We start from the raw sequence: 12,292 nt of genomic DNA on the forward strand, positions 1-12,292 counted from the left end.
CTTTACCTTAAAACCGATAAGCCTCATGAAAAAATTGTTGATTCCCTGCCTGCTACTGAGTGTGTTGGCGATGGCGACACCTCCCGGTAAAAAATCGAAGTGGACCAGCCTGTTCGATGGCAAAACCATTAAAGGCTGGCATAGCTACCACAAAGAAGGTGTCGTTGGCTGGTATGTTGAGGATGGTGCCATGACCCCCGACGGGACCGGTGGCGACCTGGTCACCGACAAGGAATATGAGAACTTCGAACTTGAGTTCGATTTCAAAATACCTAAGGGGAGTAATAGTGGTGTCGTTTACAAAATAATCGACAGCCCGGATATCAAAAGCACATACATGTCGGGCCCGGAGTATCAGGTTATCGACGACAAAGGCTATCTGGATGGAGATGGCAAGCCCTACAAGCTGAAAGACAGCCAGATGAGCGGGGCTAACTATGACGTTATTCCCCCGGCTGATTTCGACGCCATAAAGCCTGTCGGCGAGTGGAACAAAGGCCGGATTTTGGTCAACAATAATCACGTTGAGCACTACCTGAACGGAAAAAAAGTAGTGGAGTACGAATATGGTTCCGATGCTTGGAAAGCCATGGTAGCCAAGAGCAAGTTTGCCAGCTGGCCTTATGTACAACCGCACGCCAAAGGGAAGATTGCTCTCCAAAATCATAGCCCTAAAGAGCGTGTCTGGTACCGAAACGTGCAAATCCGCGAACTGTAGACGCTTTTCTTGTAAAACGGGATGACCTTACCCAAAAAGCAGCCTGGTTCCGGCACATCTGCGGGGGCGTGGCGTCAGGTCAAGTGACGTATAGTATGTGTACATCTCCAGTATTGGTCAGGTAGCCCGGTAAGGGCGACCTGTCAATAATTGTTATCGCTCCTGCCTTGTCTGAAGCGCCGTAGGTGCGACCTGAATGAACTACATCAGGTCGCACCTACGGCGCTTTACAGGCTACCCTTGCTTTCTTTTCTATTGACAGGTCGCCCCTACAGGGCTTTTCAGAAGCAAATAAGAAGTGTATACACGGTAGGTCAAGGGGCCTGACACCCCGCGCGATACTCTTGTTTTCACTTCGAACCTTAAAAAGATACCGACTTTTAACATTCGGGATGACTCATGTTTGCGTTGGGTTCAGTCAAGCGCTATCTTCTTGCGGTTGGCCTTTATATCCCCTTTGTGTTTCTTGTTGGAAATGCGCTCAGCTACGGCTGATTTCGATGGTTTGGTAGCCCGGCGGGGTTTGGGCGTTTCGAACGCTTTTCCAATCAACTTCAGAAATTTCTTCGTCACTTTCTCCTTATTGCCCAGTTGCGTCCGCTCGGTCTGATGCGTTAGCACCAGTTCACCCTCGGTGGTAAGCTTGTTGGCCAGTTTCTCCAGCAGAACCGTCCGCTGGGGGTCGGTCAGCAGCGCCGAATCCCGGACGCTAAAGCGAAGTTCAGCTTTGGTGGCTACTTTATTTACGTTCTGGCCACCCGCGCCCCCACTGCGGGCAAACTGGTATTGAACATCGGCAAGCAGTTGGGTCGGGTTCATAAGGGAGGGATTATACACAATCCAGAACAATACCTGGTTGCCAACGTTCCCGGAATTTTGCGGTATCCGGTAAAAATAACAGGTGCTGGTTCAGGGTAAGTTTTACAGAAAAGAAACACAACTCTACAAACATTATAGGATTGCATTAGGTTGGAAAAGGACCCGTCGACCGGCAGGTCTGTTGGGGGATAAACTAACGGCAAAACTAAGCTCACGTTATGATTTCCAAGGATCAAAACCAGATTGCACTGATCGATCAGACCGTCAATGCCTTCGATAGTGGTATCAGCACGATTGAACCACAGGATGGTATTGCGCTGATCGATAAATGGCTCGACCGGCTCGATGAAGTTGGTGACGACGCAACCGACGAGATTGCCGACACGCTGGAAGAACTGCGTTCAGAACTGGATCCGAGCCAGAACGAAGGCCAGCCGGATGCCTCAGCCATTGCCGAGATCCTGCAGGATCTGATCCAACAAACCCAGGCCGTGATGCAGTCGGCCGAGGCCAGCGCCGAACAAACCGAACTGTCACAACTGATCGCCACGCTCGAAAATCTGCACAGCCAGGTTGCCGCCAGCGCGGGTGATGAGTCATAACTAAACCTGAACAATTATGGCACTTGATCAACACGCGGCCAATCTGGTCACGACAACCGTAAACGCTTTCAATGGCGATACGACGAGTATTTCACCGATCGATGGTATTTCGCTTATCGATAGCTGGATCAGCGCCCTCAGCAACAGTGATCAGGATACAGATTCTGTAGCGGGTGGCTTGAACGAACTCAGAACCGAGTTACAAAGTAGTAATCCGGACGGAGCCAGAATCCAGCAGCTGCTGGGCTACATGGTCGATCAGGCCAATCAGGTAGCCTCATCGGCCGATGCCGAAGTAAAGGAAACCCTCGACCCCCTTGTGAACGCTTTGCAGGGATTTCGTCAGCAACTGGGTGGATCGGAGAAGATGGCCGCCATGAACACGCAGCCATCTGATACGGTCATGCCCGGCGAGTCGGGCGGGCAGGCACCTATGACAAGTACCGTAGGTGGCGAATCGACCAACAGCGGGGCCGGGGCATCGACCCTTCGCGAAGACGATGACGACCAGCTAACGAACCGAAACGGCGGTACCATGGATAGCGGTTCGGCACCGGCGGCCGAGGCTACTACCGGTAGCGCCGGGGCTGAGCAGCAGGATGGCGGTTCGTATGGGTCGGGCTACGGTACCGGATCGGACGGCGGTGGCGATGACTACAGCACCAATTCCGGTACGCAGCGTTCAGGCGTTTCGGGTGGTACGGCCGAGTCGGGCAGTGCCGCATCGGGCGGACGTTCCCAGTATTGATCTATTTCGCAGCAAGTACCGTGTTGAGGTAACGGACCGATGAGACGCAGCCTGCGTAACCATCCATCCGTTACCTCAATTGGTATTATCATTATCGGCACGCTTCTTTTTCGGTCGTAAACAAACCACCGGCAGGTGTGTTTTACCCGATAGAAGCAGTATACCAACGTTACTCAACAACTATGGCAAATCAACATTCATCCACAGACGGCTCGTCGGCTACTACGCTGATCGACGACACCATCCGGGCCTTCGATCAGGGTCAGGCGGCATCTCCTCAGGAAGGAATGTCGCTGATTACCGATTGGTTTTCATCGATCAAAAATAACCACATCGCTGGCGATGTAATGCAGCCGCTGACGGAGCTACGGAATGAACTTCAAAGTGGAGCACCGGAAGGAACCCGGCTTCGGCAGCTTTTTCTCCAGCTTGCCGACATGACCGAAGCATTGGCAGCCAAGGGAGAAGGAGACGTACCATCGCGGCTAACGACGCTGTCGACGGCCCTGCGAAACTTTGCCGGTCAGTTCTCCACCGTAGTTTAATCAAGTCAACTGAGTCGTGGACCGGGGCTGTCTTCTTATGGGCAGATGGCTCACGGAACCCGGCTGTAATGTATACGAATATGCCTTCACACGCATTGGACCAACGGTTGTTTGAACAGGTATTCTCGAAGCTGGGTGCCGACGATGCCGCTATACCCGCCCCCGTCGATGGGATTCAACTGATCAACGGATGGCTGGAGGTCATCCAGGGGACACACCTAACAGCCAGTATAGAAGCGCAACTGATTGAACTGAAAGGCCAGCTGCAGTTTGCCAAGCCTGATCCCGATCGGATTCGTGATCTGCTTGGCAGCCTGTCTGACCATACAACCCAGGTGGCTCAGGGTGCTCACCTACAGGAGCAAACGGTTAACAAGCTCGAAAAGCTCGCTACGGCGCTGCGTAACCTGGGCAATAAACTTTAACGGGTAAACATTTTCAACGATGGGATCGAACATACTGGAAGAGCGAATGCTCGAAGACACACTGACCACGTTTCGCGATGGCTCCCAAGCGGGTGTTTCGCCGGCGCAGGGTGTCATGCTGATCGACGGCTGGCTACAGGCGCTACAGGGCGACCCGAATCTGGACGATCTGGAAGGTCAACTCAATGAGTTACGGGCCGAATTGCAATCGGCTCAGCCAGACGCCCCACACATCCGGCAAGTGATGGAAGGCCTGGCCGACAAAACCCAGCAGATCGCCGAAGGGCCAACGGCCGAAGGTACCTGGACCGGAGGGCTGGAAAGCCTGTCGAAGATTCTCCGAAATTTCGGAAGCAAGTTATAACCCTTCGTAGGATGGTGCCTGTTGAACCTGTCTACGCGTTTGTGCGGCTGGCCACTGTCCCGACATGTACTAGCTAACGTTTATTAATTCACTACACTATGGAAGAATCACTGGAACAGCGAATGCTTACCGATACACTCGGTGCATTTGGTGAAGGCAGTACGGCAGTAGTTGCCCCCGACAGGGGTATTTTGCTGATCGAAGGCTGGCTCAACGCCCTGCGGGGCGACGTGGGTGCTGAGCGCATCAGAGCCGAGCTGGAAACCCTGCGCGATAACCTGGCTTCAGGTAATCCGGACGGAAACATGATTCGTCACCTGCTGTTGAGTATGGCCAGCCACACCTCAACCCTGGCGGGAGAGCCTTCTGTTGCCAACGGTCAAATGGCCAATCAGCTTCGGCAATTAGCCGAAGCACTTCGTAATTTTAGTAGTCAATTCTGATATGATCTCACACGAACAATCAACCGAACTGCTCGACGCGACGATGAGCGTCCTCGAGGAAAACATAGCCGATACGACGCCCCAAAGTGGCAAAGGCGTCATTGACAAGTGGCTGGTTGAACTGCGCAAGACCGAAAACGCGACCGACATCACCGATACGCTGGAACGGGTAAAAACGCAGTTGGAAAGCGACCAGATCAACGCCGATGAACTTAGCGAACTGTTGTCGACACTGGCCACACAAACTACGGAGTTTAGCACCCTGATGGGTTCGGAGGGTGATATTGCCCCCCGCCTGGAAGGGATGGCTTCTTCGCTTCGTACCCTGGCGGGCAACTTGAGTAACAGCTAATTTCTATAAACCTTAGTTAATCGGGTGGTAGAGCATGACCCGTAATTTTGCTAAGGGTACTGTTCTTCAACCACTACCAGGGGCTTTTCCCACTGGCAGGGTTACCACTTACAACCCTGCCAGTGGGCAACGCCCCTGGTAGTGGTTGAAAATAAAAAGACTCCCAATTAGGACATAGGTGTCTTCAATTCCTGTCAATTAACATAAAAATAGCGCTGTTTAGCACCACCACACCGGGGTACTAAACAGCGCTGTTTTTATAGGGCCTTATAGAAATTGGCGTTGACTCCTTACGCCAGGGCCCGCTGAAACAAGCTGAGCCGGTCACGCAGCACGTAGCTACTGATCTCGGGATTCCAGCCACCCCGGCCATTGACCGCAAACGTTCGCAATTCCTGCGGCAGCGTAGCGTATTTATCCAGTGCCTTGTACCAGGCCGTGCGGTCGCGGTAGGGAGCCAGGAGCGTTTGAGCCTGAATGAGCGCCCGGTGCTGACGGGGCGACCATACGGGCCGCTGTCGGTATACGACCCCTTGCTTGTTGAGCAGGTCGGGCAGTGCCTGTGGGGGAGCAAAAGGCAAGAGTTCGGCCAGCAGGTACAGCCCCAACTCCACGTTGAGCAGCCGGTTGGCTACCAGGCCGGGTAGCGCATGGCGGTGGCGTATGCGGGTTGCCAGGGGTTCCTGCCAGCCCAACAGGCCAGTTAAAGCCGGGCGGACGGTAAAACGGGTGGATGATAAGACCATGTTCATGTTGTAGTTGTTGTTTACTGTTCTGAACAAAGTTCAGCCTATGAGAACGTAAATGTTTTACGTTGTTCTATTTTTCTTTTATTATTTTTTCGTGTCGCGTCGGCTGTCAGGCCAGCATTTTGCGGAGTACAGTCAAGCGGTTTCGCGAAAATCCAACCGTTTTTTCGCCGAACCAGCTACGGTCGCGGCTAACGTCATAAGCGCTGACCGTTGTGGCGGCAATGGCATACCGCTCGATGAGGGCGCTCCAGACAGCAGGGTGCAGGCAATGAGCCAGTAGCGCCCGTCCCCGGTTCACGTATTTATGTTGTTTGGGCGTCCAGACGGGGCGGTCGGTCGCCAGCAACTCCACATGCCCCATCAATTCGGGCAGCGCATCGGGGGAGGCTGTAGGCTGCAATTGCGAAAGCAGAAACAGACCTAATTCGACATCGAGCAGCTGACCGAACGACAGCGACGCGTTTCTGGAAGACTGAGAACGAACCGGGCCGAAAATCGACGGCGTTCGTGGTTTGGGTAGGAAGGGCGTATTCATTAGTCTGGTTGTTTAAAAAAATTGACAGAACAAAGTTCTACCGGCCAGAACGTAATCTTTTTACGTTGTTCTTTTTTGTGTAAGAAATATTTCCCTTTTTTGTCTTCTTCTACTTGAAAAAACAGACGCAAAGGGTTGCGTTTTAAAACAGACGCAAGGGGTTGCGTCTCTACATGTCATGCCGATAACTCGTTCTGCTTTTCAGCGTTACCGCCTGATCGATGAGATCATTAGTCGATACCCGCGCCAGTACTCCAAACAGAAACTGTTTGAACTGTGTCAGGAGAAATGCGGTATTCGGTCCATATCGTCATTGGAGAAGGACATTCAGCGGCTGCGCGAAGATCATGATGCGCCCATCGCCTACTGTAAACGGCGTAACGGGTACTACTATACCAATCCGCAATTCCGGCTGTTGCGGCTGATGCTTTCGCCCGACGACATGGAAGCGCTCGACTATGCCCGCGAGGTGCTGGCAGCTACCCAGGGGGCTTCTGTGGCCGATGAACTGACCAACGCCCTGCAAAAGGTGCGGCAAAGCCTGGATATTATCCGGGAGGTAAAGACCGATGCCCTCACGCGCCGGATCGTGTATGTAGAAGAGCGGATTCTGGGTGGAAACCGGCAGTATGTGCCCATGCTGATCCGGGCGATCAACCAGAACCGGCAAATTCAGTTCCGGTATACCAAACACGAAATTACAGACCCAAACGCGCTGGCAGATGTGCCCCGGCTACGTAGTCTGCATCCAATCCTGTTACGGGAAGTGGCCGACAGCTGGTATGTGATCGGGTATGATGAAGCCACGGGTAAAGAACGCACGTTCGCCTTCGACCGCATGAGCGATCTGTCGCTGACCGACGAACCCTGCGCTGTGCCACCTGCCATCCTGACCAACGTGAGCGAGTTGTTCGAACACATTTACGGCATTACCGATAGCAGCGGCCCGGTGGAGGAGATCGTGCTGTCGTTTTCGCCCCTGTTCGGTCGCTATGTCAAAGCCAAACCCATTCACCAGACGCAGGAAGTGATTCGTGACACCGAAACGGAATGTGTGATTCGCCTGCGACTCGCGCCCAACCGCGACCTGCTGATGCATCTGCGCTCCTACGGCGACCATGTGAAAGTCTTGCAGCCCAAAGCGCTTGTTCAGGCTATGACAGAGTCGCTACAGGCTGCCCTCGATCGTTACCAAACCCCAGGCCATGCCTAATTATGTACACATTTACCGCAGTTCTCCAGCGTTTTGAGCAGAAAGGGGAAAAGACCGGCTGGACCTATATTGACATTCCCATCGATATTACCCAGGCGCTCAAACCTGGCCAGAAAACCTCGTTTCGGGTAAAAGGTACACTCGATACGTACCCCATTGCGCTGGTCGCCCTAATACCAATGGGTACGTCGGGGGACGCAACGGGCTCGTTTATCATGGCTGTCAAAGCGACCATGCGCCGGGGTATTCGAAAGGAGGAAGGAGCTACGGTACGGGTCACGCTGGAGGCCGACGATTCGCCCATGCCGCTTTCTGCCGATCTGATGACCTGTCTGGCCGACGACCCAACAGCGCTTGATTTCTTCAATACCCTGGCGAAAGGGCATCAGGTATACTTCAGCAACTGGATCGAATCGGCCAGAACGATGGAGACGAAAACCAAGCGCATCACCCAGGCCGTGAGGGGCCTGTCGATGGGTATGGGCTATGGCGAAATGACCCGGTATTTTAAGAAGCTATCGTAGAAAAACCGGTCAGGTCTGTAGCGATGGCCGTCCCCAGTGCTGTAACGCTTCGGCCGACCATAGCGCAGGAAAAAAGATACGTTGCTGCTGTACGGGCGGCAGATACGTTTGCCAGTTGGTACCACCCGTGGCTTTAATATCGGTTGGCGTTTTGTGTAAATACTGAACCGCCGACCGCAGGTGTGCCAGTTTCCAGCGAACGTTAACGCGGTGGTCGTACTCGCGCAGCACGTCGGCCAGCTCAGTGGTTAGCTGCCCTGTCTGTTCAAGTTCCTGAAGCCGTTTGTGCAGATTTTTGGTCTGATAGATTTCCGCCAGCCGCACCAGCCGGCCACTGTACTGCCGATCGAATTGATTCAGGGTCAGCGTTTTCTGCTGCGTTGCCAGTTCGGTCGCGCCCTGCTTCCAGTAAATCAAGTCATAGCGGTCGGCAATGGAGCCGGGCTCGGCAGGAGCGTCTGCCAGCAGCTGCTGAAAATCGGTCGAAACGATCTCGATCTCGCGAAACTGCACCGACTGAAAGCCACTTGACGGCAGCAGCGCCATGCGGAATTTAAGAAACTGCTCGCGCTCCATTCCGGCGATCATCACGCCGAATGACTGTTCCAGCAAATCGAAGTAACGATTCACGCGCTGCATACGGGCCGTGAAAAATGCCGGTGTCAACGGCTGGGCCTCGGCGATCTGAGCAATTTCGTGCAGAACGAGTTTGAAATACAACTCTGTGATCTGGTGGTAGGTTACAAAGATCAGTTCGTCGGGGTAAGCCGTTTTAGGCGTTTGCAGTGACAGTAACGTGTCCAGATGCACATAGTCCCAGTAGGTGAGGTAGTCGGCCTGGAGGAGGCCTTCGAGGTAGGAGGCCATATCCTGCCCCATAGCCGCAAATTTCTGTTCCAGCTGGGTTAGTTTATCGGAAAGGGATTCGTGCATGAGGCAAGGGAAAAGGTAGTGTATCCTGGACGGCCACGTCCGGGCGTAGATAAAACATTTTCACCCCGGACGTAGCCGTCCAGGATACACTAACCGGACCAGGCCTAGATAAAATAGTCTCACCCGGACGTGGCCGCTGGTGTGCCAGCCCGGCCAGGATACAACAGACCGCTTCCTGCCGGTGATCCTAAACAGGTGCTGCTGGTTAGTTGATACGGCAAAGCTACGGAAAAGTTGGTGTCGCTGTTTTTGCGGGGGTCTCCGCGCTCTGTATAATTTACCCGTACTTTTGCTCCATGAACATTCAGAACAAGACCGTTATTATTTCCGGCGCGTCGCGCGGCATAGGCCGGGCTACGGCCCTGCTACTGGCCCATCAGGGGGCCAACGTCATCGCTACCGCCCGTAACGCCAAGGATCTGGCGGCCCTCGAAGAGGAACACCCCGGCATTGTGGCTGTTCCCGGCGATGTTGCCAACGAAGCCGATATGGCCAACGTCGTACAGGTGGCGCTTGATCGATTCGGTACGATCGACATCGTGATTAACAACGCCGGTTACGGCATTTTCAAGAATGTAGAAGAGATCACGGCTACCGAGTGGGACGACCTGATGGCAACCAACGTAAAAGGTACGTTCCTGTTGACCAAAGCCGCACTACCCACGCTGAAAGCGCAGGGATCGGGCCACGTGGTCGTGGTTGCGTCGGATGTGGCGAAACGAACGTTTGCAGGCGGTTCGCTTTACACCGCCAGCAAGTATGCGCAGGAAGCTTTTATGGGAGCGCTCCGCAAAGAAGTCCGGCCAATGGGTATCAAAGTGAGTGGTGTCTACACCGGTCTGGTCGATTCGCACTTTCACGACAAAGGACATGGCCATGAAACATCGGCGCACTACCTGAAAGAGCAGGATGTGGCCGAGTCGATGCTGTTCATCGTCAGCCGCCCCGCCCACGTCGTCATCGACGAATTTATGGTACACCCGCTGGAGCAGGAGTACTAGCCGCAGAACGAATAGACGGGTGAGGGTAAGTGATCAGTCAGGTGGCATCTGGCTAATCACTTACCCTCTTCATTAACAAGCTACAGCGTATACTTGAGGGCCAGGTTCACAATGCGGCCTTCGAGAGGAGCCCAGACGGGCCGGAACGTGGGTTGGGAAATAGAGCCCGTTACGACGGTTTCGTACCTGGCCTGCCTTACGTTAAATAGGTTTTCGGCATTCAGCACCAACCGCCAGTGTTCGTTATAATGATACTCGGCGGCCCCGGCAAAGAACCAGTAGTTAGGCACCTGCTGGTTCGTATAAAGATACTGCCTGCCTACATAGGCCGTTTCGACTCCAAACCGGAAATGGTCATTCTCCCAGGCGAGCGTTGTCGAAAACTTGTCTTGCGGAGCTAGTGCCAGAAAAGACTTGTCGGCCGGTCCGTTGCGTCGCGAAAGCGTGTGGTTGTAGCCCAGGTACAGTTCATACGCCTTGTATTCGAGTCGTACATAGGTATCGGTGCCCACACTGAGCAGGTCATAGGGCGCATTGACGAACTGGGTGTAAGCGCCCAGGTTACTGGATGTGCTGGCAAAGGTCGACACCACCGGCGCGTTGACGATGGTGTAGTAAAAGGCCTGATCGACCTGCACCGATAGACCATTTTCAAACGTCTTACTGTAGGCAATATCGGCGTTGGCTCCTATCGACCGCTCGGCTTTTACGGTAGCTGGATTAATGGGCAGCAAACGCGGGAAAATCAGGCTTACGCCCAGCTGGCCGGGTGTCTGATTAACGAACAGGTTTGGGGTTTTATAGCCCGTTCCCACACTTAGCCGCACCGTCCAGGGTTCCGACGGTTTGAGTTTGACCGAGATCCTCGGCAGCAGAAAACTTCCGAACGTATTGTGGTGGTCGAACCGAAGCCCGGCCTGCACGGCAATTTTGTTGGTCAACTGGTAGTCGTCCTGCACGAACGCACCGACGGTCTGGTAGGTGTAATCAACGAGCCGCGTGCTGTCCCGGTTCTTCCGGAAGGCTTCGGTCGTCAGGTTCAACCCGCCAATGAGCTGATGTTTACCAACCTGCACCAGGTCGTTGGCTTCCAGGTAGACTGATGCCTGGCGGCCGTCGGAGAGCTTCTGGTAATCGGTATTCTGACGGTGAAACGTACTGACGGCTCCCTTGAACGAGATCACGTTGCTGGCCGAGGTGTTGTGGCTGGCGTTGAAATCGACCGTGTGGCGTTGCAGATCGGTGATGTTGCGGTAAGCGTTCGGGAGTGTGCCCTCCAGCGCGGGCAGGTAGCCACCTTCGCGGTGCTCGTTGGTGTAGGCGTAGCCGATGTTGAGCCGGGTCCGGTCCGACGGGTTCCAGAAAAAGCGCGGGTGCAGGTTGAACTGCCGGATGAGCGGGCTATCCGTAAACCCATCGCCCGTTACGTCGACGGCCTGTTGGTCGGTATAGCCCGCAAAGAACGTCAGGCCGGTTTTGCCACCGGCATAGCGCTGCGAGTAATAGGCGTTGCCGTTGCTTTCTTTCAGTCCCGACCGGTTAATGAGGGCCGTAAATTCGGGTGTTTCGGAGGTGGGCGATTTGGAAACAATATTGATCATGCCGCCAATGGCCCCGCCCCCGTAGAGCGTCGAGACGGAGCCCTTTACGATCTCTACCTGCTTCAGGTCGAGGGGCGGAATCTGAAGGACGCCCAGGTTTCCCGAAAAACCTTCATAAAGGGGTAATCCATCGCGCAGAATTTGCGTGTATTTAGGGTCAAGCCCCTGCATTCGGATGGCCTGGTTGCCGTTGACGGCCGATGTCCGCTGGATGTGAATGATGGAAATATCGCCCAGAATGCTGCTCACATTGCCTGGCACCACAGCGCTCTCTTCGTCCATGTCCTCCGGCCCCAGCACCTCCACTTTAATAGGAAGGTCCTCGATGCGGGAGTTGGTCCGGGTAGCGGTAACCGTTACTTCGTCGATCGATTCGGTGGCTGGTTTCAGTCTGAAGACCAGCGTGTCTACGGGGGAAGCACCGCCCAGGGGGAAGATCGCCGTTTCGTAGCCCACAGCGCTAACTACAAGCTCCGTAAGTTCACCGGACAGGTTGGATAAACTGGCGATTCCGTTCACGTCCGTCAGGGCACCGACGACCGGTTTAACCCGGCTTTTCGACTGAACCGTAGCCCCGATAACGGGCTGGTGGGTAATACTATCCTCGACGCGGATAACACGGCTGGTTTGTCCCAGACTGGCAATCGCGATCAGAATGAAGAAAAATGTAGTGACTAAAAAATTCATAGGCAGGTGATATCGAGCTGAAAGGTACAG

Annotated in this window: 16 protein-coding genes; 11 read left to right on the plus strand and 5 right to left on the minus strand. The window is 54.2% G+C overall.

Going from position 1 to position 12,292, the window contains the following annotated elements; genetic code table 11:
• Window positions 1–25 precede the first annotated feature (25 nt).
• Window positions 26–718, plus strand: a complete 693-nt coding sequence (locus FH603_RS04730) for a 3-keto-disaccharide hydrolase (RefSeq protein ID WP_186736299.1) — start codon at window positions 26–28, stop codon at window positions 716–718.
• 414 nt (window positions 719–1,132) lie between these two features.
• Here the strand turns inward: FH603_RS04730 and arfB are convergent, their stop codons facing one another.
• Window positions 1,133–1,537, minus strand: a complete 405-nt coding sequence (gene arfB, locus FH603_RS04735; protein ID WP_186736300.1) for an alternative ribosome rescue aminoacyl-tRNA hydrolase ArfB — start codon at window positions 1,535–1,537, stop codon at window positions 1,133–1,135.
• Window positions 1,538–1,755: 218 nt separating this feature from the next.
• Between arfB and FH603_RS04740 the strand changes: the two genes are divergently transcribed.
• The 7 genes from FH603_RS04740 (at window position 1,756) to FH603_RS04770 (ending at window position 5,016) form a co-directional block, all read left to right on the plus strand.
• Complete coding sequence (locus FH603_RS04740; RefSeq protein WP_186736301.1) at window positions 1,756–2,139, plus strand: hypothetical protein; 384 nt, start codon at window positions 1,756–1,758, stop codon at window positions 2,137–2,139.
• 16 nt (window positions 2,140–2,155) lie between these two features.
• On the plus strand, window positions 2,156–2,887 hold the full coding sequence (locus FH603_RS04745) for a hypothetical protein (protein ID WP_186736302.1): 732 nt from the start codon (window positions 2,156–2,158) through the stop codon (window positions 2,885–2,887).
• Window positions 2,888–3,069: 182 nt separating this feature from the next.
• Window positions 3,070–3,432, plus strand: a complete 363-nt coding sequence (locus tag FH603_RS04750) for a hypothetical protein (protein WP_186736303.1) — start codon at window positions 3,070–3,072, stop codon at window positions 3,430–3,432.
• Between the two features lie 80 nt (window positions 3,433–3,512).
• Entirely contained in the window at window positions 3,513–3,857 is a 345-nt protein-coding gene (locus FH603_RS04755; protein WP_186736304.1) for a hypothetical protein, read from the plus strand.
• 19 nt (window positions 3,858–3,876) lie between these two features.
• Window positions 3,877–4,221 carry a hypothetical protein gene (locus FH603_RS04760; RefSeq protein ID WP_186736305.1) on the plus strand — a complete coding sequence of 115 codons (345 nt, stop codon included), beginning with the start codon at window positions 3,877–3,879 and terminating at the stop codon, window positions 4,219–4,221.
• Between the two features lie 98 nt (window positions 4,222–4,319).
• Entirely contained in the window at window positions 4,320–4,664 is a 345-nt protein-coding gene (locus FH603_RS04765; RefSeq protein ID WP_186736306.1) for a hypothetical protein, read from the plus strand.
• Window position 4,665: 1 nt separating this feature from the next.
• Window positions 4,666–5,016 (plus strand): hypothetical protein, encoded by a 351-nt coding sequence (locus FH603_RS04770; protein ID WP_186736307.1) that lies wholly within the window; start codon window positions 4,666–4,668, stop codon window positions 5,014–5,016.
• Window positions 5,017–5,306: 290 nt separating this feature from the next.
• Here the strand turns inward: FH603_RS04770 and FH603_RS04775 are convergent, their stop codons facing one another.
• Window positions 5,307–5,768 (minus strand): pPIWI_RE_Z domain-containing protein, encoded by a 462-nt coding sequence (locus FH603_RS04775; RefSeq protein WP_186736308.1) that lies wholly within the window; start codon window positions 5,766–5,768, stop codon window positions 5,307–5,309.
• Window positions 5,769–5,874: 106 nt separating this feature from the next.
• Window positions 5,875–6,303: a pPIWI_RE_Z domain-containing protein gene (locus tag FH603_RS04780; protein WP_186736309.1), complete on the minus strand. Its 429-nt coding sequence runs from the start codon at window positions 6,301–6,303 to the stop codon at window positions 5,875–5,877.
• Between the two features lie 178 nt (window positions 6,304–6,481).
• Here FH603_RS04780 and FH603_RS04785 point away from each other — a divergent pair, with 178 nt between their 5' ends.
• Together FH603_RS04785 and FH603_RS04790 are read left to right on the plus strand one after the other, a co-directional pair.
• Entirely contained in the window at window positions 6,482–7,516 is a 1,035-nt protein-coding gene (locus tag FH603_RS04785; protein ID WP_186736310.1) for a helix-turn-helix transcriptional regulator, read from the plus strand.
• A gap of 2 nt (window positions 7,517–7,518) precedes the next feature.
• Window positions 7,519–8,040, plus strand: coding sequence for a YdeI/OmpD-associated family protein (locus FH603_RS04790; RefSeq protein ID WP_186736311.1), 522 nt, complete (start codon window positions 7,519–7,521; stop codon window positions 8,038–8,040).
• A 9-nt stretch (window positions 8,041–8,049) separates the two neighbouring features.
• On the opposite strand, the gene FH603_RS04795 is transcribed toward FH603_RS04790, so the two are convergent.
• Window positions 8,050–8,973 carry a tryptophan 2,3-dioxygenase family protein gene (locus FH603_RS04795; protein WP_186736312.1) on the minus strand — a complete coding sequence of 308 codons (924 nt, stop codon included), beginning with the start codon at window positions 8,971–8,973 and terminating at the stop codon, window positions 8,050–8,052.
• Between the two features lie 296 nt (window positions 8,974–9,269).
• On the opposite strand from FH603_RS04795, the gene FH603_RS04800 reads away from it, so the two are divergent.
• Complete coding sequence (locus FH603_RS04800) at window positions 9,270–9,974, plus strand: SDR family oxidoreductase (RefSeq protein WP_186736313.1); 705 nt, start codon at window positions 9,270–9,272, stop codon at window positions 9,972–9,974.
• 80 nt (window positions 9,975–10,054) lie between these two features.
• Here the strand turns inward: FH603_RS04800 and FH603_RS04805 are convergent, their stop codons facing one another.
• Window positions 10,055–12,262, minus strand: a complete 2,208-nt coding sequence (locus tag FH603_RS04805) for a TonB-dependent receptor (protein WP_186736314.1) — start codon at window positions 12,260–12,262, stop codon at window positions 10,055–10,057.
• Window positions 12,263–12,292 lie beyond the last annotated feature (30 nt).

Source organism: Spirosoma utsteinense (assembly GCF_014282275.1).
In the GTDB taxonomy this organism is placed as follows: Bacteria; Bacteroidota; Bacteroidia; order Cytophagales; family Spirosomataceae; genus Spirosoma; species Spirosoma utsteinense.